The sequence below is a fragment of the Geothrix rubra genome, assembly GCF_030268065.1.
Lineage (GTDB): Bacteria > Acidobacteriota > Holophagae > Holophagales > Holophagaceae > Geothrix > Geothrix rubra.
Genome location: NZ_BSDD01000006.1, coordinates 1 through 21,333, shown reverse-complemented (window position 1 = coordinate 21,333; position 21,333 = coordinate 1). Strand labels below are relative to the sequence as shown.

22 protein-coding genes and 2 tRNA genes are annotated in these 21,333 nt (G+C 71.0%); 9 read left to right on the top strand and 15 right to left on the bottom strand.

The annotated features are described in order from the left end of the window. Positions 1-4: 4 nt before the first annotated feature. From QSJ33_RS14095 to QSJ33_RS14075, 5 genes are read right to left on the bottom strand one after another with little or no spacing between them, the layout of a single operon-like run. Positions 5-1,423, bottom strand: a complete 1,419-nt coding sequence (locus tag QSJ33_RS14095) for a serine/threonine-protein kinase (RefSeq protein ID WP_285727289.1) — start codon at positions 1,421-1,423, stop codon at positions 5-7. Beyond that, positions 1,420-2,352 (bottom strand): GGDEF domain-containing protein, encoded by a 933-nt coding sequence (locus tag QSJ33_RS14090; RefSeq protein ID WP_285727288.1) that lies wholly within the window; start codon positions 2,350-2,352, stop codon positions 1,420-1,422. The genes QSJ33_RS14095 and QSJ33_RS14090 overlap by 4 nt, the downstream gene beginning before the upstream one ends. 23 nt (positions 2,353-2,375) lie before the next feature. Then, positions 2,376-3,332 carry a GGDEF domain-containing protein gene (locus QSJ33_RS14085; RefSeq protein WP_285727286.1) on the bottom strand — a complete coding sequence of 319 codons (957 nt, stop codon included), beginning with the start codon at positions 3,330-3,332 and terminating at the stop codon, positions 2,376-2,378. After that, positions 3,329-4,114: a hypothetical protein gene (locus QSJ33_RS14080; RefSeq protein WP_285727284.1), complete on the bottom strand. Its 786-nt coding sequence runs from the start codon at positions 4,112-4,114 to the stop codon at positions 3,329-3,331. The genes QSJ33_RS14085 and QSJ33_RS14080 overlap by 4 nt, the downstream gene beginning before the upstream one ends. After that, positions 4,114-4,662, bottom strand: coding sequence for a hypothetical protein (locus QSJ33_RS14075; protein ID WP_285727282.1), 549 nt, complete (start codon positions 4,660-4,662; stop codon positions 4,114-4,116). Before QSJ33_RS14075 ends, QSJ33_RS14080 begins: the two co-directional genes overlap by 1 nt. A 92-nt stretch (positions 4,663-4,754) precedes the next feature. Here QSJ33_RS14075 and QSJ33_RS14070 point away from each other — a divergent pair. Both QSJ33_RS14070 and QSJ33_RS14065 read left to right on the top strand, forming a co-directional pair. Next, positions 4,755-4,829, top strand: a tRNA-Gln gene (locus QSJ33_RS14070). A 17-nt stretch (positions 4,830-4,846) separates the two neighbouring features. Beyond that, positions 4,847-4,921, top strand: a tRNA-Glu gene (locus QSJ33_RS14065). A 295-nt stretch (positions 4,922-5,216) separates the two neighbouring features. Here QSJ33_RS14065 and QSJ33_RS14060 read toward each other — a convergent pair. Then, a complete protein-coding gene (locus QSJ33_RS14060) occupies positions 5,217-5,468 on the bottom strand; it encodes a hypothetical protein (RefSeq protein WP_285727280.1) in 252 nt (83 codons plus the stop codon). Between the two features lie 112 nt (positions 5,469-5,580). Between QSJ33_RS14060 and QSJ33_RS14055 the strand changes: the two genes are divergently transcribed. Next, a complete protein-coding gene (locus QSJ33_RS14055) occupies positions 5,581-6,651 on the top strand; it encodes a VanZ family protein (protein ID WP_285727278.1) in 1,071 nt (356 codons plus the stop codon). On the opposite strand, the gene yihA is transcribed toward QSJ33_RS14055, so the two are convergent. The 3 genes from yihA to QSJ33_RS14040 all read right to left on the bottom strand — a co-directional run bounded on the left by yihA (position 6,646) and on the right by QSJ33_RS14040 (position 9,294). After that, positions 6,646-7,233, bottom strand: a complete 588-nt coding sequence (yihA, locus tag QSJ33_RS14050) for a ribosome biogenesis GTP-binding protein YihA/YsxC (RefSeq protein WP_285727276.1) — start codon at positions 7,231-7,233, stop codon at positions 6,646-6,648. The two genes, QSJ33_RS14055 and yihA, sit on opposite strands and share 6 nt — an antisense overlap. Positions 7,234-7,346: 113 nt before the next feature. Next, entirely contained in the window at positions 7,347-8,033 is a 687-nt protein-coding gene (ftsE, locus tag QSJ33_RS14045; protein ID WP_285727274.1) for a cell division ATP-binding protein FtsE, read from the bottom strand. 88 nt (positions 8,034-8,121) lie between these two features. Further along, positions 8,122-9,294: an acetyl-CoA C-acetyltransferase gene (locus tag QSJ33_RS14040; RefSeq protein ID WP_285727268.1), complete on the bottom strand. Its 1,173-nt coding sequence runs from the start codon at positions 9,292-9,294 to the stop codon at positions 8,122-8,124. A 107-nt stretch (positions 9,295-9,401) separates the two neighbouring features. Between QSJ33_RS14040 and QSJ33_RS14035 the strand changes: the two genes are divergently transcribed. From QSJ33_RS14035 to QSJ33_RS14025, 3 genes are read left to right on the top strand one after another with little or no spacing between them, the layout of a single operon-like run. Next, the gene (locus QSJ33_RS14035) at positions 9,402-10,307 is read left to right on the top strand and encodes a DUF4097 family beta strand repeat-containing protein (protein ID WP_285727266.1); all 906 of its coding nucleotides are present in this window, start codon (positions 9,402-9,404) and stop codon (positions 10,305-10,307) included. Between the two features lie 32 nt (positions 10,308-10,339). Further along, positions 10,340-12,007: a M16 family metallopeptidase gene (locus QSJ33_RS14030; RefSeq protein WP_285727264.1), complete on the top strand. Its 1,668-nt coding sequence runs from the start codon at positions 10,340-10,342 to the stop codon at positions 12,005-12,007. Positions 12,008-12,021: 14 nt separating this feature from the next. After that, complete coding sequence (locus tag QSJ33_RS14025) at positions 12,022-13,227, top strand: peptidase M16 family protein (RefSeq protein ID WP_285727262.1); 1,206 nt, start codon at positions 12,022-12,024, stop codon at positions 13,225-13,227. Here QSJ33_RS14025 and QSJ33_RS14020 read toward each other — a convergent pair. Both QSJ33_RS14020 and QSJ33_RS14015 read right to left on the bottom strand, forming a co-directional pair. Beyond that, positions 13,217-14,095: a phosphoribosylaminoimidazolesuccinocarboxamide synthase gene (locus QSJ33_RS14020; protein ID WP_285727260.1), complete on the bottom strand. Its 879-nt coding sequence runs from the start codon at positions 14,093-14,095 to the stop codon at positions 13,217-13,219. The genes QSJ33_RS14025 and QSJ33_RS14020 overlap by 11 nt on opposite strands. A 40-nt stretch (positions 14,096-14,135) precedes the next feature. Further along, a complete protein-coding gene (locus QSJ33_RS14015; RefSeq protein ID WP_285727258.1) occupies positions 14,136-15,200 on the bottom strand; it encodes a tetratricopeptide repeat protein in 1,065 nt (354 codons plus the stop codon). Positions 15,201-15,281: 81 nt separating this feature from the next. Between QSJ33_RS14015 and QSJ33_RS14010 the strand changes: the two genes are divergently transcribed. The 3 genes from QSJ33_RS14010 (at position 15,282) to QSJ33_RS14000 (ending at position 17,394) form a co-directional block, all read left to right on the top strand. After that, a complete protein-coding gene (locus QSJ33_RS14010) occupies positions 15,282-15,878 on the top strand; it encodes a hypothetical protein (protein ID WP_285727256.1) in 597 nt (198 codons plus the stop codon). A gap of 94 nt (positions 15,879-15,972) precedes the next feature. After that, positions 15,973-16,548 (top strand): hypothetical protein, encoded by a 576-nt coding sequence (locus QSJ33_RS14005; protein WP_285727254.1) that lies wholly within the window; start codon positions 15,973-15,975, stop codon positions 16,546-16,548. A gap of 84 nt (positions 16,549-16,632) precedes the next feature. Continuing rightward, complete coding sequence (locus QSJ33_RS14000; protein ID WP_285727252.1) at positions 16,633-17,394, top strand: MBL fold metallo-hydrolase; 762 nt, start codon at positions 16,633-16,635, stop codon at positions 17,392-17,394. 1 nt (position 17,395) lies between these two features. Here QSJ33_RS14000 and QSJ33_RS13995 read toward each other — a convergent pair whose 3' ends face one another. From QSJ33_RS13995 to QSJ33_RS13980, 4 genes are all read right to left on the bottom strand, one after another. Further along, on the bottom strand, positions 17,396-17,749 hold the full coding sequence (locus QSJ33_RS13995) for an Hpt domain-containing protein (protein WP_285727249.1): 354 nt from the start codon (positions 17,747-17,749) through the stop codon (positions 17,396-17,398). Between the two features lie 88 nt (positions 17,750-17,837). After that, the gene (locus QSJ33_RS13990) at positions 17,838-18,221 is read right to left on the bottom strand and encodes a ComEA family DNA-binding protein (protein WP_285727247.1); all 384 of its coding nucleotides are present in this window, start codon (positions 18,219-18,221) and stop codon (positions 17,838-17,840) included. Positions 18,222-18,399: 178 nt separating this feature from the next. After that, positions 18,400-21,057, bottom strand: a complete 2,658-nt coding sequence (locus tag QSJ33_RS13985) for an OmcA/MtrC family decaheme c-type cytochrome (RefSeq protein ID WP_285727245.1) — start codon at positions 21,055-21,057, stop codon at positions 18,400-18,402. Positions 21,058-21,151: 94 nt separating this feature from the next. Then, the coding region (locus QSJ33_RS13980) for a hypothetical protein (RefSeq protein ID WP_285727243.1) at positions 21,152-21,333 on the bottom strand (182 nt) is incomplete at its 5' end.

Below are 21,333 nucleotides of genomic sequence, written 5' to 3'. Positions count from 1 at the left end.
TCCGTCAGAGATCGTCCCAGAGGGCCCGGAGCGTGCCGCTGGCTCCGGGGGTGAAGGCCTTGACCGCCGCGCGGAGGTCCTCCGGCAGGCGGCGGGCGGCTTCCAGGGCCTGCAGCCGCAAAGGGGCATTGAGGCCCGGCCAGGCGGCGCGGAGGGCCTCGACCCAGGCCCCATCGCCCAGGGTTGCCCGGGGCGCCCATCGCCAGGGGGCGCCCAGTCCCGGCTCCCGCAGGGCGGCCAGGGCCTCGGCGGCGCGGTCGGACCGCAGGGCCAGGGCGGCGGCGGCCTCGGCGGCCTCCCGCTGGGCGAAGGGATCCGGCAGCAGGGCCAGCAGGGCCGCCAGGGCCCCGGCCTCGCCCACGTCCCCCAGGGCCAGGGCCAGGGCGAAGCGGGCGCCCTCCGGCGCGGCCCCGAGGGCCGCCAGGAGCCAGGGACCGTCGCCCGGCCGGGCGGCAGCCCGAAGCCCCTCCGCGGCGGCCCGGCGCACGCCCACGGGCCCGGTGCCCAGGGCATCCAGGTAGGGCGCCAGCCGGACCTCCGGCCCCTCGTCCCGGCGCGGCGCGGCGACGGTGGCGGTCTCGCGGTCCTCCAATCGATAGCCCGGAAGGGGCTCCTCGCCCCAGCCCGCGGCCTCGGCGCTCTCCAGCCAGTCCGACAGCTCCTGTCCGAGCGTGGCCATGTCCGGTGTCCGCCGGGCGGGATCCGGCTGGAGGCAGCGCAGGATCAGCCCGGCCAGCCGCGGGGGGAAGCCCGGTCGCGCCGCGGCCGGGGGCAGCTGGACCTGGGCGTAGGCCTGGCCTGTGGTGAATTCGTAGAGGATGGCGCCCAGGGCGTACACGTCGCAGCGGCCATCCACGCGGCGCGGATCGCCATGCTGCTCCGGGGCCATGTAGCCCAGCGTCCCCACCACCATCTGGCTGCGGGTGGCCCGGGTGCGGCCTTCGGCCCCCTCCCAGAAGCAGACGCCGAAATCCGTCACCTTCAGCCGTCCGTCCGCGGCGAAGAGCAGGTTGGAGGGCTTGAGGTCCCGATGCACCACGCCCGCCGCATGGGCCACCTGCAGGGCACCGCAGGTCGGCACGAGGCGGCGGACGAGCCGGGCCGGGGCCTCGCCCCGGCAGGCCTTCACGCTGCCGCCCGGCAGCAGCTCCATGACCAGGTAGGGCCAGGCGCCGCTGCGGCCGTAGGCGTAGACCTCCACCAGGTGCGGATGCGAAAGGCGGGTGAGCACCTCGCCCTCCCGCAGGAAGCGCCGGACCAGCATCTCGTCGGCATGGACCTCAGGCCGGAGGAGCTTCACGGCGGACTGGACCTCCGGGCGGAAGCGATCCTCACCCCGGAAGACCAGGGCCATGCCGCCCTCGCCCAGGGGCTCCCGGAGGCGGACGCTGCCGATCTGCGCCGGGGGCCTGAGGGCGTTCATGGGGCCAGGATGCTGCGGTTCCGGCCCCCGGACTTGGCCCGGTAGAGCGCCGCGTCGGCCCGCGCCAGCAGGGCCCCGCCGTCCGGATCGCCCGGCTTCAGCTCCGCCACGCCCAAGCTGCAGGTGGGAAGCAGGGGACGGCCCAGGACCTCCACCGGCTCCCGCTCCAGGTTCCGGCGCAGCTCCTCCGCCAGGCTCAGGGCCATGGCCGCCGTGGTTTCGGGCAGCACCATGAGGAACTCCTCGCCGCCCAGCCGGCCCACATGGTCCGAGCCGCGCAGCCGGCCGGCCAGGAGGCCCCCGAAGACGCGCAGCACCTGGTCCCCGGCGGCATGGCCGAAGGTGTCGTTGATGCGCTTGAAGTGGTCCAGGTCGGCGAGGATGAGGGACAGGGGCCGGCGGTGGCGGCGCGCCAGGTCCCAGTGCTTCTCCAGCTGGTGCAGCACCGTGGCGCGGTTGTTGACGCCCGTGAGGGGATCCACCGTGGTCTGCGCCACGACGGCCTCGTGGTACCGGCGCTCCAGGGCATCGAGCCGCTTGAGCTTGAAGGCGTGGCTGCCCACGCGGAGCACGTCGCCATGGACCAGGACCGCCGGCCCTTGGAGGGCCTCCACCTTGCGGCCATTCACGAAGAGCCCGTTGGTGGAGCCCAGGTCGCGGAGCTCCACGGCCCCACCCCCCGGGGCCACGTCGAGCCGGGCATGGCGCCGGCTCACTTCGGGTTCGTCCAGCCAGAGCAGGTTCTCCTGGGAGCGTCCGATGGTGAGCCCCGCCGCGGGCAGCGGCACCAGCTCCCCCAGGGGATGGCCCACGTAGCGGATGAGGGCCCACTCGCGCTCCCCGCCGCCCGGCTCGGACGGGATCTCCCCCGCGGCGCGGGTGGCCGGATCCCAGGCGGTGGTCTCGGAGAGGTTCGGGTCGAGGGGCATGGACCCTTGGAGTCTACCTCGACCTAGGCGAGAAGCGCGTGGACGCAGACCCGGTTCCGCCCCCCGGTCTTGGCCAGGTAGAGGGCGGCGTCGACCCGGGCCAGCAGCTGGCCGGGATCCATGTCGGACCCCAGCCGCTCGGCCACGCCCAGGCTGCAGGTCACCTCGAGGGGTCCCGTGGGCAGGTTCACCGCCTGGGCCGCCACCGCCTTCCGCAGGCGCTCGGCGAACTGGCGCCCGCCTCCCAGGTCGGTCTCGGGCAGGACCATCAGGAACTCCTCGCCCCCGATGCGGCCCGCCAGGTCCGCCTCCCGGAGGTTGGCCCGCACCCGTTCCCCGAAGGCCTGGAGCACGAAGTCCCCCGCCCCGTGGCCGTAGGTGTCGTTGATGCGCTTGAAATGGTCGAGGTCGCACATCACCACCGAGAGCGGGCGGTCGTACCGGAGGCTGAGGCCGAAGCGGTTCTGGAATTCCGCGAGGGCCTTCCCCCGGTTGGCGAGACCCGTGAGGGGATCCTTGGTGCTGAGGTCCAGCAGGGTCTCGTGGAAGGCCCGTTCCAGGGGATCCATGGCCACCAGCTTCAGGACGTGGGTGCCGATGCCCAGCCGGTCGCCGGACTTCAGCTCGACGGTTCCATGCAGGGTCTCCCCGTTCACACGGGTGCCGTTGGTGGATCCCAGGTCCTCCAGGTGGAGGTGCGTCCCCCCCGGCCCGGACTCGAGCAGGAGGCGGGCATGGGTGCGGCTGACCTCGCTGTCCAGGAGCGCCACCGCCACGTTCGGCGCCCGGCCGATGAGGGTCTCCCCCATGGCCAGGGGGAAGATCCGGCCCAGCGAGGCCCCCGCGTAGGCCACCAGCGCCCAGCCGGAGACCTCCGACGGCGCCTCGCCTTCGACCTTCGTCCGCACCACGGTGGGCATCTCCGGGAAGGTGGCCGGCAGGGAGGCGGCGGTGGGCTTGCGGGCGCCCTTGGAATTCACGGTTCCTCCAGGTAGCAGCTGAGCAGCGCGCCGTCGTCCTTCCGGCGGGCCAGGATGAAGGGAACGCGGGGGGCCTTCACGGCCTCCGACTCCAGGCGCACCAGGATACGTCCCCGCCGCGCGTCGTGCCGCAGGTCCGCCACCCCCTTCCGCGGCAGGTGGTAGAGCCCCAGTACTTCCAGGTTCCGCACGTTCTCCCCCGTGGCCCGCACCATCTGGAGGCTGTAGCGCATCCAGAGGCCCTTCGGCAGCCGCTGGATATCCTCCCCCTGCACCGGCACGGCGAGCTGGAGCAGGGCCTCCAGGCCCTGGCGGGAGCCCCCTCCGGCGAGGGCCGGCTCCACCCGGCGGGAGGCCGGGGAGGGGAGCGGCTCCGCGGACCGGCGCGTGGCGGGCCGGGCCAGCGGATCGTGCCGACCACGGACCTCGGCCCGCGCCGGCAGCGGCGGCACGGCCACGCGGTCCGCCACCCCCGGGACCAGCGGCGCCATCCTCAGCACGGTGGCCTCGGCCCCCCATCGGGCCCAGCCCTCCTCGGAACGGAGACGGGCCTGGAAAGGTTCGAGTTCCCGGAGCCTTGCGGCTTCGACCAGGGGCGGCATGGCGGCGCCTGCGGCGGCCAGGGGCTCCAGGCCGGATCGCGCCGCCGCCGCAGGGGCCACCCCGCCACGGGCCTGGGCGTCGAACCGTCCGGCCTGGACGCCCCTGACGGGGGGATCCGAGAACAACCGCCGCAGGGTTTCCGCTGCGTCGGTCACGGCATCCCGGACCTTGCCCAGCATCAGCCTTCCTTCACGACGAGGCTCTGGAGCGCCGCCGCGACCCGCTCCAGGGGCTCGGTGAGGTCCATGTGGTAGCCGGCCTCCAGCAGTTTCTGCACGGCCTGCTCCTGCGCGGCGGCCTCCACCGAAGACGCGAAGATCACCCGCAACGGCGCAGCCCCCTCGGCCACCTGCAGCAACAGCTCCCGCGGACCCGCGCGGAACGCGTCCCCCGGCCTGGCCAGGGGCTGCTCCTGGCTCTTCTGCACCGCCAGGGCGGGGAACCGCGGATCCCCCGACCAGCCGCCGGCCAGCTCGGTGGCGCTGAGGATGAAGAGGTCCGGCGCGGCCTTCAGTTCCTTCAGGAGGGTCTTCTGGATGACCTCCTCCTTGAGGTGCGGCTCCAGCGATTTCCCGTAGAGGATGCTCTGCAGGCGCGTGGGGGTGATGGGCTCCGTGTAACGGAAATCCAGGGGGATGCCCGAGGGGTCCGTCACCAGCAGACCGCCGAGATAGCTCGCCCCTTCCTTCACCGCCATGAAGTAGGCCAGTTTGATTGGATCCGCCATGGAAGCCCCTCTGCCGAGTGATCCCCACCCTACATGGGAGGAACCCCCCTTGTCTTTTGACGTGTACCTGTTACATTGATTCTTCCACTCGTTGGGGAGTGGTCTAATGGTAGGACAACAGATTCTGGTTCTGTCAGGTGAGGGTTCGAGTCCTTCCTCCCCAACCAATCAAAACTCGGTTCGCGGTCCCATCGTCTAGCGGTTAGGACGACGCCCTCTCACGGCGTAAACAGGGGTTCGATTCCCCTTGGGACTACCAGACGAGGCCCGGCACCTGCCGGGCCTTCTTCATGTTCCGAGGGGGATCGGAATCACGGATGGCGCGCAGGCAGGGCCAGCGCCGGGCAGCCCGGGGGGCTGTCCGGCGGGGTCCGCCGCAGGCGGAGGCCCGTGCGCAGCCAGCCGTGCGGCCGGAGCGTCACCCCGGAAGCGCAGGTGCAGGGGTGACGCGGAGGGATTCCCCTTGGGACTACCAGACGAGGCCCGGCACCCGCCGGGCCTTCTTCATGTTCCGAGGGGAATCGGAATCACGGATGGCGCGCCGGCAGGCCGGTTCAGTGGCCCTGCCTCGCCTCCCTCACGGCGTCCCAGCCTTCGGGCGTCAGGACGTAGGAGCGGTTCACTTCGCGACGCAGGTAGCCCAGGTCGTCCAGCCTGGGGAGCGCGTCTCCCGCCGGCACGGGGGCTGGGCGACCGGCGGGCAGGAACTGGAGGGTCCCCTCCTCGGAGAGCCCGAACCCGATCCTCCCCTCGGGGCTGATGGCGGCGAGGTCGAGGATCTGGAGGTCGTGGGGGGACAGGCGCATGGCATCTCCAAGCCCGATGATCGGCGTCCATCTGGGGCGATCAAGTTAATTGTTGTTAAGCATTCGGTGGGTACGATCTGCCCATGGGCCGCGGCCTGTGGTTCGATGGTTCATGCGCTTCCGTCCCTCCTGGCTCCTCCCCCTCGCCGCGGCGGCGGCCATCTTCTGGCTGAGCGCCCAGTCCCACTACCCCGGTGGGCTCGAGCTTCCCCCTCCCCTGGACAAGCTGGCCCACGCCACCGTCTTCGGGCTGCTGGCCCTGACCCTGGACCTGGCCCTGCGCACCAGTTCGCCGGGACTGCCCATGTACAAGCGCCACCTCGCCGTGGTGGCCCTGGTGGCCCTCTACGGCGCCACGGACGAGTGGCACCAGCGCTTCGTGCCCGGACGCGACTGTGACGGGCTGGACTGGGCCGCGGACACCCTGGGCGCCGCACTGGCCCTGGCGGTGGCCTACCTGCCCCTCGTGTTCACGCGGCGGCTCGGCTGGAGCGGGTGGCGGCGCGGCACACCGGCCCGCCCCCACCCCGACCGCGACCTCGTCCTCGTGGCCGACCCCCACTGGGGCCGTGCCCTGACCGGGCTGGAGGCCGCCACCACGGCCCATCCGGAGGCCGACTGGCTGTTCCTGGGGGACGTCTTCGATGTGTGGGTGGGCCTGCCCGGCCTGGAGACCGAAACCCAGCGGGCCTTCCTCGCCTGGGTGGACGCGCGGCGCGCGGCGGGGCGCTGGGTGGGCCTCTGGCTGGGGAACCGCGAGTACTTCCTCGACCGCCATGCCGACCGTTTGGACCTCCTGGGCGAAGGGATGGGTGGCCGGCTGGAGGGGGAAGCCCTCGCCTGGGAGCACGGCGACCTCATCAACACGGCCGACCGGCAGTACCGCCTGTGGCACCTCGTGTCCCGCTCCGGGCCCCTGTGGCTGCTGTTCCGACTCATGCCCGCCCGCCTGGCCCGGCGCGTGTCCTCCTGGCTCGAGCGGAAGATGAGGACCACGAATGCCGCCTACAGGCTGGCCTTTCCCCGGGCAGCCTTCCGGGCCGCCGCCGCGGCCCACCCCGGAACGACCTTCCTCACCGGCCACTTCCACACCCACGAGGTGGAGGCCAACGGCATCGCCCTGCCCTGGGCCCACGAGGGCGCGTTCATGGTGTGGCGGGGTGGCAAGGTGGAGGCGCTATAGCCCCAGCAGGTCCGCCACCTCGCGCCGGAGCTCCGCGATGCCGCTCCCCTTGGCGGCGCTGACCCAGGCAATGTCGGCGCTGTGCAGGCCCAGGTCCGCGGCCACGTCCTTGCGCTGCTTGAGGGCCCGGCTGGGCTTCACCTGATCGGCCTTGGTGGCCACGATGCGATGGGGCAGCCCCTCGGCGCGCAGCCACTCGATCATCTGGTGGTCCAGCTTCGTGGGACCCACCTCCGCATCCACCAGCACGAAGACCATGCGCAGGGTGGCCCGGCCCGTGAGGTAGCCCTCGACCATCCGCTGCCAGGTGGCCCGCTCCGCGGCGGGCCCCGTGGCGAACCCGTAGCCCGGAAGATCGACGATCCAGCGGTCAGGCCCCGTGAGGAACACGTTGATGAGCCGCGTGCGACCCGGCGTCTTCGACACCCGCGCCAGCTGCTTCTGGTTGGCCAGGGCGTTCAGCAGGGAGGACTTCCCCACGTTGCTGCGCCCCACGAAGGCCACCTCCGCGTGGCACACGCCCAGCGTCCGCACATCGGAGGCGGAGGTGACGAAGCGGGCATCGGTGAGGGGCTGGGCCATGGGGATCCGGTTCTGGAGTGGGCAGGTGGCAGTTGGCAGTGGGCAGATGGCGGTTGGCGGCGTGCGGTCCTTCAGCCTACTGCCAACCGCCTACCGCCCACTGCCAACTTCCATCACACCGTCACGAGGCTCGTGGGCGCGGGCTGGTCGAAGGCGATGCGGCCGTGGTCGAGGCCGATGACGCGCTTGCGCATGCGCTGGATGAGGCTGCGGTCGTGGGTGGCCACCAGCACCGTGGTGCCCTGGCCGTTGATGCGCTCGAAGAGGGCCATGATCTCCTGGGCCAGGTCGGGATCGAGGTTGCCCGTGGGCTCGTCCGCCAGCAGCACCAGCGGATCGTTCACCAGGGCCCGGGCGATGGCCACGCGCTGCTGCTCGCCGCCGGAGAGCTGCAGGGGGAAGCTGCTGAGCTTGTGCTGGAGGCCCACCATCTTCAGGGCCCGGAAGGTGCGCTGCTTCTGTTCCGCCGCGCTGACGCCCAGCACCTTCAGGACGAAGGACACGTTCTCGAAGATGGTGCGGCTGCGGATCAGCTTGAAGTCCTGGAACACCACGCCCAGCTTGCGCCGCAGCTGCGGAATCTCCTTCTCGGGCATGGAGGCCAGGCGGTGCCCCGCCATCTGGATCTCGCCGCTGCTCGGCACCTGCTCCCGGAAGAGCAGCTTCAGCAGCGTGGACTTCCCCGCGCCGCTGGGTCCCGTGAGGAAGACGAACTCGCCCGGCTCGATGGCGAAGCTCACGTCCGCCAGGGCCGTGTGGATGCGGTCGTACTGCTTGCCGACGTGGGTGAGGGTGATCATGAAAAAATTTAACCGCGAATTTCGCGAATGGACGCGAATGAATGCCACTTCCTATTCGCGCCCATTCGCGTCCTTCGCGGTTCCGTCTTTAGATCCTTTCCACCAGCATGGCCACCCCCTGGCCGCCGCCGACGCAGAGGGCGGCGAGGCCGAGCTTCTTGTCCTGGTCCTGGAGCAGGTGCAGCAGGGTGACGAGGATGCGGGTGCCGCTGGCGCCGATGGGATGGCCCAGGGCGATGGCCCCGCCGCGCAGGTTCACCTTCGCGGGGTCGATCTCCGACAGCTCCGCCAGCACGCCCAGGCTCTGAGCGGCAAAGGCCTCGTTCAGCTCGAAGAGGTCGATGTCGGCCAGCTTCACGCCGGTCTTCTGCAGCAGCTTCCGGATGGCGGGGACGGGCCCCAGGCCCATGAGCGCGGGATCCACGCCGGCCTGGGCGAACCCGAGGATGCGGGCGATGGGCCTGTGGGCCTTCGTGGCGGTTTCGGCCGCCAGCACCAGCGCGGCGGCGCCATCGTTGATGCCGCTGGCGTTGCCGGCGGTCACGGTGCCGTCCTTCCGGAACGCGGGCCTGAGCTTGGCCAGGCCCTCGGCGGAGGCGTCGGTCTTGATGTACTCGTCCCGGTTGAAGGCCACGTCGCCCTTCTTGCCGGCCAGGGTCACGGTGAAGACCTCGCGGTCGAAGGCGCCGGCGGCCTGGGCGGCGGTGGCCTTCGTCTGGCTCTGGAGGGCGAAGGCGTCCTGGGCCTCGCGGGTGATCCCGTGCTTGGCGGCCACGTTCTCCGCGGTGATGCCCATGTGGGTGTCCCCGTGGCCGCACCAGAGGCCGTCCTGGATCATGCTGTCCAGGAGCTGGGCGTGGCCCATGCGGGCGCCCCAGCGGGCGCTGGGCAGCAGGTAGGGGGCGTTGGACATGCTCTCGGTGCCGCCGGCCAGCACCAGGTCGGCATCCCCCATCTGGATGGACTGCGCGCCCAGGGCCACGGCCTTGAGGCCCGAGCCGCACACCTGGTTCGGGGTGTGGGCGGGCACGGCGTGGGGCAGGCCCGCCTTGAGGGCCGCCAGGCGGGCCACGTTCTGGCCGCTGCCGGCCTGGAGGACGTTCCCCAGGACCACGTCGCCGATCTGGCCCGGGGCCACCCCCGCCCGGGCCATGGCCTCGGTCAGCGCCAGGGCGCCCAGCTGGACGGCGTTGAGGGGCTTGAGGGCGCCCCCGAAGGAACCGACGGCGGTGCGGGTCGCGGACAGGATGTAGACGGACATGGATGGCTCCAGGGACCTTCCAGGGTATAACTAAACGGCTTTCCCCTTTGAGCGTGTACTTGGCATCCCAGGCCCGCCCTGGATCTTTCTTCCCATCGGAGTGGCCCATGAACGCCCGCCGTCGCCTGTTGCCCCTGTTGCTGGTCGGCAGTGCCCTGCTGGCCCAGGCACCTCCCCCGCCGCCCCCGCCCCCGGCTCCGCCGGCGCCTCCGGCCCCCTCCTTCGGCGTGGACGTGCCCTCCGATGGCCGCACCGAGACCCGCACCGAGCCCCTGGCCTACGGGTCCAAGCTCTGGGTGAAGAACCGCAATGGCGCCATCTACGTCACCGGCTGGGACCGGGAGCAGGTGCAGCTCACCGCCACCATCCGCGACAGCGGGAAGCGCCGGGTGGAGCTGGTGGTCCAGCACAAGGGCGCGGACCTCGACATCGAGGCCGTCTTCCAGCAGCCCTCCTGGAGTTTCGGGTTCTACATCAGTCCCCGCTGCGAGATGGTCCTGCAGGTCCCGCGGAAGGTGCTCGGCTACTTCCGGACCACCAACGGCAATGTCCAGGCCGAGAACCTCGAGGGCTACGCCCGCTGTGAGGCCACCAACGGCGGCATCGTCGTGCGGAACGTGAAGGGCGAGGTCGAGACCGACACCACCAATGGCACCATCGACGCCTCCCAGCTGTTCGCCCGCATCAAGGGCGGGACCACCAACGGCCGCATCCTCCTCGCGGACATCGCCGGCGGCATCCGCATGGAGACCACCAATGGGTCCATCCGGGCCCGCAACCTGGACGGCTGGGGGGAGGGCATCCACCTGGAGACCACCAACGGCAGCATCGAGGTGGACCTGGGCAAGGCCACCGGGGACATCCTGGCGGAGAACGCCAACGGGTCCCTGGACATCAGCGTCCCCGGCGCCCAGTCCATCGAGACCTCGAAGCACAGCGCCCACCTGAAGGTGCCCGGCAGGACCCAGCAGATCCGCCTGGAGACCACCAACGGCTCCATCCGCATCCGCTGAGGGCTTCCGGAAACGGCTACCCTGGGGGGGCCATGCGTCCCCTCGCCCCGCTCCTCGCCCTCCTCGTCCTGGCGCCCCTCCGGGGCCAGACCCCCGGTGCAGCCGAGGTCCAGGAGCGGCGCCTGCCCAACGGGGCCCGGCTGCTGGTGGTGGAACGCCCGGGCCTGCCCGCCTTCCATGCCACCCTGGTGTTCCGGGGCGGGCGGACCGAGGAGCCGACCAACCTGGCGGGCGCCACGGACCTGCTGGCCCGGGCCCTCTACGGGCACACCTGGCCGGAGGATGTGCCGGATGGGGATGCCGCCACGCCCCTGGAGGCCCTGCTGAAGCAGGAGGAGGGCCTGCAGGAATCCCTCCGCCTGGAGCGCCTCCGCCTCAAGGCGGATCCGTCGGCCCCCTCCCAGGCCGCCGGCCTGGAGGCGGGTCTCCAGGCCCTGCAGCAGCGGGTCGCGGCCCTCCAGTCCTCCGAACCTCTCTCGGATGTCTACGCCCGCGCGGGAGGCCGGCAGTCCGCCGCCGCCGAGGCCGATGCCCTGGTGGCGGATACGGAACTGCCGGTGGCGGATCTGGAGCTCTGGGCCCGCACCGAGACGCGCCGTCTGGCGCGCCTCCAGCTCAGCCGGTTCTTCGAGGCCCGGACCGCGCTCATCGCGGACCTCCGGTCGGGCCAGGACCAGGGGCTCGCGCTGCTCCGCGGCGCCGCCCTGCCGGGGCATCCCTACGGACGGAACCTGGTGGACCACATCCCCGGCCTCGAGGCCATCCGGTGGTCCGACCTGCGGGCCTACGCGCGCCGGGCCTGCGGTCCGGACCGCCTCACCATCGTGCTCGTGGGGGGCGTGGGCGTGGAGACCGCCCTCCCGATCCTCACGCGCACCCTGGGTGCCCTGCCCGCCCCGGAGGCCGCCGAGGACCCCGTCCTCCCCGGCCTCCGTTCCGACCTGGGCGACCGGCGCATCCAGGCGGCCCTTGGGGGGACCTCGCGCCTGCTGGTGGGCTGGCGGATCCCGGCCCGGAACCAGCCGGACCACCTGGCCCTCCGGATGGCCGCCCAGCTCCTCGACGGTGGCCGCACGGGGCGGCTGGCGGTCCGGCTCGTCCAGCAGAAGGGCCTCGCCACCCGGGTGGCGATCCGGATGGACGAACCCGGTGCCCGGGAGCCGGGCCTGCTGACCATCGACCTCTGGCCCGCGGAGGGCCACAGCCTGGCCGAGCTGGAGGGCGCCCTCCACTCGGAGCTCCTCCGTTTCCAGCAGGAGGCCCTCAGCCCCGAGGAGTGGGAGCGGGCCGAGGCGGAGCTGGACACCGAACAGCTCTTGGCCGAGGACACCCCTGGCCGCCTGGCCCGCGCCCTCGGTCGGGCCTGGACGGAATCCGGCGACTGGCGGTCCTTCTACTCCGAAGCCCAGCGGCTCCGGACCCTGGAGCCCGAGGCGGTTCAGGCCGCGGTCCAGACCTGGCTCCAGCCCGCCCATCGCACCACCGCCCTCATCGAGCCCGCCTTCCTGGCGGGACAGGATCCCCTGGAGGCCGAGATGGCCCAGACGCTCCGAACCCTCGCGGCCCGCCGCATCGAGGACCCCGGCCAGCGGGAGCGGCTGGTGGCGGAGGGCCTCCGCCAGCTCCGCATGCTGCCCCTGGAGGAGCGCCGACGCACCCTCAAGCTGCTGACGGCCCAGCTCCCCCCGGTCGCGAAATGAGGCCCTCCCGGCCGATGGCCCTGGCGGCCGTCCTCCTCCTGACCGGAGCGCCCCGCCTTGCGGCCCAGGCGCCTCCCCGGACCTTCACCCTCCCCGGAGGGCTCCGGGTCATGCTCCGGGAGGACCAGGGCCGCCTCCTGTTCCGGGCCCGCCTGCGGCTGGCCCTGCGGCCCGGCGACCTGCCTCCTGGCAAGGAAGGGCTGGCGGACCTCGCCCTCCGGATGATGGACCGGGGGGAGGCCGGCCAGCTCAGCCCTGCGGCCTTCGACCGGGCCCTGGACGAGGGCGGGATCCGGCTCACGCGGACCCTCTCCGCCGGGGCCCTCACCTGGGAGCTGGTCTCCCGGAGCCGGGACCAGGACCGGGCCCTGGGCCTCCTCGCGAACCGGGTCCTCCGCCCGGTGCTGGATCCCGCCACCCTCGAACCGGAACGCCTGGCCTGCTGGCGGGACCAGGAGGCGGCGCTGGCCTCGCCGGACGCCAGGCTGCGAACCGCCCTGGGCCTGGACGGGCCGCCCCCGGCCACGGAACAGGGGCTGGGCCAGCTCACCTTCGCGGACCTGGAGACGTTCCTCCGGCGGGTGCTGCGCCCGGAGCGGGCCCTGCTCGTCCTGGAGGGGGACCTGGGTCTGGAGCAGGCGAAGGCCCTCGTCCTCCTCAGCCTGGGCACCTGGACCGGGGCGCCCCTCGCCCCGGAGCCGCCGGTCCCCGCGGCCCCCGCCGCGCCCCCCCCCGTGCGGATCCCGGCTCCGGGCGAGCCCCTGCGCGTCGAGGCGGCCGTCCCTCCGCCGGCGGATCTGGATCCGTCCCTCCGGGACCTGGTCCTGCTGCTGCTGCGGAACGACCCGCGCCTGGCCGACCTGCTCGCCCCCGACTCGCCCGGCGGAACCCTCCGGTTCACCCTCCGGGCCCCGGGCCAGCAGGCGGATGCCGCCCTGGCGGCCCTCCGGGATCGGCTGGCGGCCCTGGCCGGGCGCGGCTTCACCGCGGCGGACCTGGACCGCGCCCGCACGGCCTGGGCGGAGGCCCAGCGGGTCCGGCCCCTGCACCCCGAGGCCATGCTGGACGGGGACCTCCAGGAGGCGGATGGCCTCGCGCCCCGGTCCTGGGCCGTGGGGGCGGCAACCCCTGGGGCCCTGAACGGCGCCCTGGGGCGCTGGCTCGATCCCGCCCGCATCCGCTGGGCGATCGTCGGGGAGGCGGCGGGGCCTAGACCGTGACGCCGAAACGGGTGGCCAGGTCCAGGTAGCGGGCGCGGATGCCGTCCACGATCTCCACCGGCAGGTGCGGCGCGGGAGGCTGCTTGTCCCAGTCCTCCAGCCGCTCCAGGTAGTCGCGCAGGAACTGCTTGTCCAGGCTGGGCGGGTTGCGGCCGGGCTGCCAGCCGTCCGCCAGCCAGTAGCGGCTGCTGTCGGGCGTGAGGGCCTCGTCGATGAGGAGCACCTCGCCCTCCTGGCTCAGCCCGAACTCGAACTTGGTGTCCGCGAGCAGGATCCCGCGCCGCGCGGCCAGCTCCGCCCCCCGGCGGTAGAGGGCGAGGCTCAGGTCCCGCAGCCGCGCCGCCAGGTCGGCGCCCACGATCTCGGCCATGCGCTCGAAGGGGATGTTCTCGTCATGGCCCGATTCCGCCTTGGTGGCGGGCGTGAAGATGGGCTCCGGCAGCCGGTCCGCGAGCCGGAGTCCCGGCGGCAGGGCCACCCCGCAGACGGCCCCGCCGGCCTGGTACTCCTTCCAGCCGCTGCCGGCCAGGTAGCCGCGCACCACGCACTCCACGGGCAGGGGGCGGGTCTTCTCGACAATGACCGCCCGGCCCTCGAGCCCTTCCCGGTAGGGCAGCAGGTCCGCGGGCCAGGAGGCGCTGCCCCGGAAGTGGTTGGGCACCAGGTCCTCCGTCGCCGAGAACCAGAAGCTGGCCACGGCCGTGAGGATGCGGCCCTTGTCGGGGATGCCCTCGGGCATCACGCAGTCGAAGGCGCTGATGCGGTCCGTCGCCACGATGAGCAGGCGATCCCCCAGGTCGTACACGTCCCGCACCTTCCCCCGGCGGAAGATCGGAAAGGGCAGATCGGTCTGGAGCAGCACGGCCATGCGGGACCTCGGAGCCCCATCTTCTCAGGGAAGCCCGGGGTCAGGCCAGTTCGGGCAGGCGCCGGGGCGTGGGCGCGGTCCAGTGCAGGCCGCCCGGCAGCAGGGCGTAGCGGTTCATGATCCCGGCCCAGCGGGCCAGCTCGGATTCCCGCACCTCGCCACCGGGGCCCGTCTGGGGCAGGCCCAGGTACTGGACGAAGTCCTGGATCTCCGCGCCGGAAACGCCCAGGAGGCCCGGGAGTTCCTCCAGCCCGTAGCACTGTTCGCCCCCGGGGGGGGCCAGCAGGCGGTAATCGAAGGTCTCCCGCAGCACGGAGGCGGTGGCGGTGGGATCCAGTTCCTGAGCCGCATCCAGGTGGGGGAAGGGGTTGCCCCCTAGCAGGCCCAGGGCCTGGGCCATGCCCAGGTGGGCCAGGAGATGGACGGGATGCGCCTTCAGCACCGCCTCGAAGGTCGCCCGGGCCTCCTGGGCGCGGCCCAGGCGCAGCAGGGCCTCGCCCTGCCGGAGCCGGGCCTCGGCACTGCCGGGTTCCACCTTGAGCCACCGTTCGGCCACGGAGGCCATCTCCTCGGCCATGCCCTGGGAGCGGAAGAAGGAGGCCAGGTAGGAGAGGCTGGCCTGGTCCCGGGGGGCGAGCAGCAGCAGCCGGTCCAGGAACTCCGCCGTGCGCAGGGGCTGGCCATCCTGGTCCAGGCGGTGGGCCCAGTCCCGCAGGATCTCCACCTGGCGGGACACGGCATGGCTCGGGGTGCAGCGGGCGGGATCCGTGGGGTGGAGCACCTGGGTCCGGACCCAGAGGTACCGGAGGGGGTTCCGGCCCTCCGGGCCCGCCAGCTCGTCCTCCACCGCGTGGATGATGGTCTTCAGGCCCTGCTCCCAGAGCGGGGGCACCGGCATCTGGACGTGGGTCCGGAGCTCCCGGGACAGCGGATCGAGGGGATTCCCGGACCGCCCCAGGTGCAGACGGACCCGCAGCAGCTCGGGCCCGGACTCGGCCCCGGGCTGGAAAGCCACGCGCAGGGCGAGCTCCCCGGTGTCCGGGTCGAAATCGTCCAGGAGCAGGTAGCGCAAGGTGGCCCGCATGAGGTTAGAGGGTAGCAACATCTAGTCCTTCCGGAGGTTGACCCGCCCTCTCCACGGACCGATCATGCAGCATCTCTGCGTTTATCCCCCCTGGAGGCCGTGATGCGAGGTAGGACGCTCTTCATCCCGATGCTGACCGCCCTGCCGCTTCTGGCGGGGGGGGAGGTGGGCGTGCTCCTCGACAAGCAGGTGGGCAAGGCCCAGGTCGCCACCTTCGGCACCGGCCAGGAGTACGACGCCGTGAGCCCCACGGGCTTCGCGATCCGGGGGGGCGTGGACCTCGTGGACCTGAAGCTCGCCGCCCTCCAGCTCAACGCCACCTGGCACAACCGGACCACCGGCGACCTCAAGGCCGGGGGCACCAAGGTCGGTGAACTGGAGAACCAGTACTGGGCCGTGGGCGCCATGGTGAACTGGAAGTTCCTGGTGAACCTGGGCGCGGGCGTGGAGTACCGCTCGGAGAAGCTCACGTACCGCACCACCAGCCCCATCGCCGGGAGCGGGGACACCACCTTCGGCCGGCCCTGGGCCCGGGTGAACGTCGGGTTCAGCATCCCCACCCCCATCGTGAGCCCCTTCTTCGCCCTCGAGGTGGCCGCCCCGCTGTCCAGGAAGGACAACAGCGGCGGCTACAGCGAGCTCTCCGAGGCCCTGGCCCCCCAGTTCCAGGTGGGCATCTACGGCGGCATCCGGTTCTGAAGGGTCAACCCTGGGGCCGATGGGCCGGTCTGAGGGAGACGGGCCGCCTCCAATTCGACTAGGATGGGTTGAAGCCGCCTGTCTGGAGATCCCCATGAAGAAGCTGCTCCTGCCCCTGATCCTCGTGGCCCCTCTCGCCGCCCAGAGCTTCGAAGTGGGGCTGAACGTCTCCCGCCAGCAGTACCCCAGCATCACCGAGATCGGCCTCATGAAGGTCGAGCCCCAGGACAAGACGGTGGTGGCGGGTCGCTTCGGCTATGCCCTCGTCGATCTGGGCCCGGCCCTCTTCCAGGTCACGGCCGTCTATCAGCCCAAGGTCGACACGGATGTGCAGGTGAACGGCGTCACCTCTTCGACCCAGCTGGGGCAGGAGTACTGGGGCGTGGGCGCCATGTTCAACTTCAAGGCCCTGGTGGCCGTAGGCGCCGGGGTGGAGTACCGCTCCGAGAAGCTGTCGACCCCTGGCCTGAGCACCACCTATGGCCGTCCCTGGGCCCGGGTGAACGCCGGCTACGCCTTCCCTTCCCCGCTGGTGAAGCCCTTCATCGGCATCGAGGTGGCGGCCCCCCTCACGAAGAAGGACTACAACGACTCCCTGGGCTCCGAGGACATCCTGAAGTCCCTGGCCCCCAAGCTCCAGGTCGGCGTCTACGGCGGCATCCGGTTCTGATCCGCAATTCGTCCCCGGAAGAGGCACCCGCTCGGGTGCCTCTTTTTTTCACTTCCGTTATGATGGCTCAACTTCCGAGGGACGATGGAACTCAGGGTGCTGGGCTGCAGCGGGGGCGAGGCCGACGGGGAGCGCCTGACGGGGCTGCTCATTAACGGCTGTGTGGCCATCGATGCGGGCTCCATCACGCCCGCCCTCACGGTGGCGGAGCAGGTGCGGATCCGCCATGTCTTCATCAGCCACTCCCACCTGGACCACATCTGCACCCTGCCCTTCTTCACGAAGAACATCTTCGGGCACACCCAGGAACCGGTGGAGATCCACGCGCTTCCGGAGACCCTGGACGTGCTGCGGCGCCATCTCTTCAACGACGAGCTGTGGCCCGACTTCAGCGTGATCCCCAGCCCCAACGATCCCACCATCCGCTACACGGAGATCGAACCCGAGCACACCTACGAGGTGTGCGGGTTGCGCATCACCCCCATCCGGGTGAACCACCTCGTCCCCTGCGTGGGCTATAAGGTGGATGACGGGAAGGATGCCTTCGTCTTCACCAGCGACACCGCCGAGACCGATCGGATCTGGGAGGTCGCGAATGCCACGGAGAACCTCCGGCTGGTCATCGCCGAGGCCAGCTTTCCCAACGAGCAGGCCTGGCTGGCGGAGGCTTCCAAGCACCTCACGCCTGCCAAGCTCGGCGCCGAGCTGAAGAAGCTGCACCGGCCGGTGCCCGTGCGGATCTACCACCTCACCCCCGGGGACCGGGCGACCATGCTGCCCCAACTCCAGGCCCTGGGAGACCCCCGCCTCTCCCTGCTGGGCCAGGACGAACGCCTCGTCTGGTAGGTCAGTCCGGAAAGGCCGCCTTGAGGGCCGCCAGGCCCTCCCGATAGGCCTCGGGCATCGCCGCCACCAGGGGGGCGGTCCCGGGGAGCGCCCCCGACCGGGCCCCCTCCTCGACCCTGCGGGCCAGGTCCGCGAAGCGCTGGAGGCCCATGTTGCCGAGGGAGCCCTTCAGGTGATGGGCTTCCTCTAGGACCCGGAGGGCGTCCCCCTCCGCCAGGGCCTGGCCGAGGGCCTCCAGCCGCGCGGGTACATCCGCCTCCAGGAGATCCACCAGTTCCTGCACCAGCGCCGGCTCCGCCCCCAGGTCGAGGAGGGACTGGATCTGCCGGGGGTCGAACACGGGGAGGGAGGACAAGGGGAGGCTCCGGGACACCCCCCACCCTATCGGAATCCCGGCCCCCGCCGGGCGAGGCCTGGCGGGTTGTGATGGTTGTCGCGACGGCCTATTTCGCCGGCTTGGCCGCCTTGGGCGGACGGGCGGTGACCAGGCTCCGGATGGAGAAGTAGACGCTCTCGGGCACAGCCTTGTTGATGACCAGGTGCTCGTTGGTGAGGTAGGGGCGATGGGCAATGATCTGGTCCGCGTAGGCCGGCGTGACCCCCGGCAGCTTCTCCAGCTGGGCCTTGGTGGCGGTGTTGAGGTCGAGCCGCTTGGCGTCGGCCGCGACCTTGGCCTTCATGCGGGACTGCTTCCGGGCCTCGGCGGCCTTCGACTTGGCGGCCGGCCCCTTCGTGGTTCCCGGCTTCGGGGCCGGGGATTCTCCCTGGCCATGCAGGCCGACGCCACCGGCCAGCAGGAAGGTCAGCGTCAGGGCGATTCTCATCATGGGAAGGACTCCTCGATTCGGCAGGGAACCGTCCGTTCCTGGGCTTTCCCCACCGGCCCCATTCAACCATGCCCGGCGATTGACGAGGGGCACCAAGCGAACGGCCCGGAGGCGAAGCCCCCGGGCCGTTCCGTTCGTACCCGGTGGCGCGGCGGACCGCGCTCCGGATGTCAGGCTGCTAGAAGTTCATGTGCATGGCCTTGATGTCGGCGGTCTTGCCGGCGCCATGGCAGATCAGGCACTGCTCCACCTTGTTGAGGGCGGTGCTGCGGGGCTCGTAGTAGGCGCCGCCGTTGCCCTGCATGTGGGCGATGGAGATCTTGCTGTCGTGGCAGCTGGAGCAGGCCGAGGTGATCGGCGAGTTGACCAGCGTGGTGCCGGCCGCCTGGGTGGGCGTGCCCGTGGCCAGGCTGAAGCTGTAGCCGGTGCCATAGCTGGTGCCCAGCGGCAGAGCGTTGGCCACATGGTTCGGATTCGCCGGGTCGATGAAGGGCGAGATCACGCTGTCAGTGGAGAGCACGGTCTCATTGCCGGTCTGGATCGAGTAGGCGGTGGCGGCGGGGGTTCCCGTCGTCACGGTGGTCCAGAGCAGGTTCGGGATCGCCGCCGCATTGGTGCTGTTGCTGAAGTCGTACGAGCCGGGCACGTGGCAGGCTTCGCAGTCGTTCTGGACGGCCGGGTAGGTGATGTTCCAGTACTTGTCACCGGCCGTGGCTTCCCAGGAGTACTTGTTGTCGCGCATGCCGCCGGCGTGGATGGCGTGGACGGCATCCTTGATGTTGACACCCCAGCCGCTGTTGACGCGGTTGACGTTATGGCAGAAGGTGCAGGTCGGCGCATCGTTGCGCTCGCCGGCGTGGTAGACCTTGGCCGTGAAGATGCCCAGCACCGCGTGGCAGTCATTGCACTTCTGGTTGGTGACGATGGCGCGGCGGGCCGTGTAGCCGGTCGCGAGCTTGTTCACATTCGGGGCAGGAACCGTGATGCCACCGATGTAGGTCACGGGGTCATAGGAATAGCCCGGAACGTTGGTCTGGGTCAGCGGCATGGCCGTGGGGCCGTAGCCGTAGGTGTAGCCGATGCCTCCGGTGACCATGGTGGCGCCAGCGGGAACGGTGGTTCCAGTCATCGTCAGGGTGTAGTAGCCGTTGGAATCCGGGGCGGACAGGGTGGCCGTGGTCACGGACCCGTTCCACACGCGGTAGAGGTTCACACTCGCGGTCGTGTTCCAATCAGCAGGAGCGGTGATGCCGTCCTGGGTGGTGCCCATCGCCACATAGAACGAGGGGGAACCCACGTAGTTGTCCCAGAAACCCATGGCGCCGGCCGCGTAGGTGTTGAAGTCCTTGCGGGCGCCATCTTCGAGGAAGCGGAAGACGAACACCGGGTGCGAGGTGGCGTCGATCGTGAAGCTCTTGAGGTCCCATGTCACGCGGTGCGCGCCGGCCGGAAGCTGGTTGGCGTAGGCGGCGATGGCGGAACCGTTGGTGTGGGAACCCGGGACGTAGCCCGTGACATCAGGGGGAACGACGGGGGTGTGGGCCAGCTGGATGCCGTTGGGGGCATGGCAGCCGGTGCAGTTCTTGTCGTCGAGCATGACCGCGTGGTTCACGCCATTGGCGAAGTCCACCTGGTCATGGCAGGCGCCGCAGGCCAGGCGGCTGGGGTTGTTCATCCAGGCATCGCCCTGCGGGGTGGCCGTGTTGGTGGCCGTGTGGCACATCGTGCAGTTCCGCTGGTCCTGCGGGTAGGTGACCTCGTTGAACAGGACGTTGGCGTAGTTGTAGTTCAGCTTCGTCAGCTCCTCGCCCATGTGGATCTTGTGGACCATCACAGGGAAATCGCCGGCGGCCGAGCCATCCGCGAACTTGTAGGTGGTGCTGGTGAAGTTGCCGGAGGCGTCCACCGTGGCCGCGGCGCGGCCGAACTTCCGCTGGTCGTTGTGGCACATCACGCAGTACTGCGTGTCAATTCGGTTCCCGCCGTGGAAGGCCAGCTTGGAATGGCAGTTGTTGCAGGTTCCGATGGCGGTGACCTGGCGCTGCGTGTCCGTGGCGGCCACCGGCTTGCCGGTGGAGGGGATGAAGTCGTAGATGATGTTGGCGGGGGTCTTGATCGGGGCACCCGTCACGCCGCTGTTGGAGCCGTCGGGGGTGTTGGTGCTGGTGCCACGGGCGTTGCCGCCGATCTGAACCACCACGCGGTGGGTCAGGGTGGGCTGGTAGCTCACGTCGCCGAGATCGGTGCGGACGTTGCTGCCGGTGTAGGTGGCGGCGTCCAGGAAGGCCTGGGCCTGGGTGATGTCGCGGTAGAAGGTGTAGGTGTAGGTGCCGTCACCATGGTCCACCAGCGTGCCCGTGTTGTCCGTGCTAGGACGGGTCGGGGCCGCGGCGGCCGTGGTCGTGGGCATCGTCGTCACGATGTAGTTCACCCACTTGCTGGGGCTGCCGTTGGTCCCGGGCACCAGCTTGGCCACCGTGAACGCCATGTTGGCGAGGCCGGGGGCGAGCGCGGTGCTGGACTGGGAGGTGAAGCCCAGCCCCTGGACGGGGGTGCCGTTGCCGTCGGTGACGGTGAAGTTCACGACGGGCTTCCCGCCCATGGTCACGCTCGTGACCTGGCCCTTCAGCGTCAGCTGGGACCACTGGTCCGGCGTCAGGGCCGCCGCGTTAACCGTGATGACTGCGTTGGTTCCGTTGGTCCCGTTCGTCCCGTTGGTGCCGTTGGTGCCGTTGGTGCCGGCTGGGCCGGTATCACCCTTGCACCCGACCAGGGCGAAGGTGACCGCGGCGGCAAAGACCAGCCCGCCGAGTCTCTTGAGGGGAGTGAACTGCATGTGATGTCCTCCTTGTGGGTGTTTTGGTTGCTGCTTGAGTGGCTATCTGCTTTCAGGGCTCACATTCGGATTTGGCAAGTTCTTCACCTCCACCTCAGTTCGTGGCCGGTCCGATCTTCGTCCCGGCCGCGATGGGCCCGGTGATGTTGGTCCCGTGGCACATCGTGTTGTTGAAGCAACCGGGGGCCGTCCCGGCGGGGGCCGGCGTGGCCGGCTTCAGGTCCGAATTCGCACCCGCCGCATGGCACTTGAAGCACTCCGGCGCGTTCCCCTGGT

Coding starts and splice junctions, on each gene's coding strand:
- QSJ33_RS14095 (WP_285727289.1), bottom strand. CDS start 1,423: ATGAACGCCCTCAGGCCCCCGGCGCAGATCGGCAGCGTCCGCCTCCGG.
- QSJ33_RS14090 (WP_285727288.1), bottom strand. CDS start 2,352: ATGCCCCTCGACCCGAACCTCTCCGAGACCACCGCCTGGGATCCGGCC.
- QSJ33_RS14080 (WP_285727284.1), bottom strand. CDS start 4,114: ATGCTGGGCAAGGTCCGGGATGCCGTGACCGACGCAGCGGAAACCCTG.
- QSJ33_RS14075 (WP_285727282.1), bottom strand. CDS start 4,662: ATGGCGGATCCAATCAAACTGGCCTACTTCATGGCGGTGAAGGAAGGG.
- QSJ33_RS14060 (WP_285727280.1), bottom strand. CDS start 5,468: ATGCGCCTGTCCCCCCACGACCTCCAGATCCTCGACCTCGCCGCCATC.
- QSJ33_RS14055 (WP_285727278.1), top strand. CDS start 5,581: ATGCGCTTCCGTCCCTCCTGGCTCCTCCCCCTCGCCGCGGCGGCGGCC.
- yihA (WP_285727276.1), bottom strand. CDS start 7,233: ATGGCCCAGCCCCTCACCGATGCCCGCTTCGTCACCTCCGCCTCCGAT.
- ftsE (WP_285727274.1), bottom strand. CDS start 8,033: ATGATCACCCTCACCCACGTCGGCAAGCAGTACGACCGCATCCACACG.
- QSJ33_RS14040 (WP_285727268.1), bottom strand. CDS start 9,294: ATGTCCGTCTACATCCTGTCCGCGACCCGCACCGCCGTCGGTTCCTTC.
- QSJ33_RS14035 (WP_285727266.1), top strand. CDS start 9,402: ATGAACGCCCGCCGTCGCCTGTTGCCCCTGTTGCTGGTCGGCAGTGCC.
- QSJ33_RS14030 (WP_285727264.1), top strand. CDS start 10,340: ATGCGTCCCCTCGCCCCGCTCCTCGCCCTCCTCGTCCTGGCGCCCCTC.
- QSJ33_RS14025 (WP_285727262.1), top strand. CDS start 12,022: ATGGCCCTGGCGGCCGTCCTCCTCCTGACCGGAGCGCCCCGCCTTGCG.
- QSJ33_RS14020 (WP_285727260.1), bottom strand. CDS start 14,095: ATGGCCGTGCTGCTCCAGACCGATCTGCCCTTTCCGATCTTCCGCCGG.
- QSJ33_RS14015 (WP_285727258.1), bottom strand. CDS start 15,200: ATGTTGCTACCCTCTAACCTCATGCGGGCCACCTTGCGCTACCTGCTC.
- QSJ33_RS14010 (WP_285727256.1), top strand. CDS start 15,282: ATGCGAGGTAGGACGCTCTTCATCCCGATGCTGACCGCCCTGCCGCTT.
- QSJ33_RS14005 (WP_285727254.1), top strand. CDS start 15,973: ATGAAGAAGCTGCTCCTGCCCCTGATCCTCGTGGCCCCTCTCGCCGCC.
- QSJ33_RS14000 (WP_285727252.1), top strand. CDS start 16,633: ATGGAACTCAGGGTGCTGGGCTGCAGCGGGGGCGAGGCCGACGGGGAG.
- QSJ33_RS13990 (WP_285727247.1), bottom strand. CDS start 18,221: ATGATGAGAATCGCCCTGACGCTGACCTTCCTGCTGGCCGGTGGCGTC.
- QSJ33_RS13985 (WP_285727245.1), bottom strand. CDS start 21,057: ATGCAGTTCACTCCCCTCAAGAGACTCGGCGGGCTGGTCTTTGCCGCC.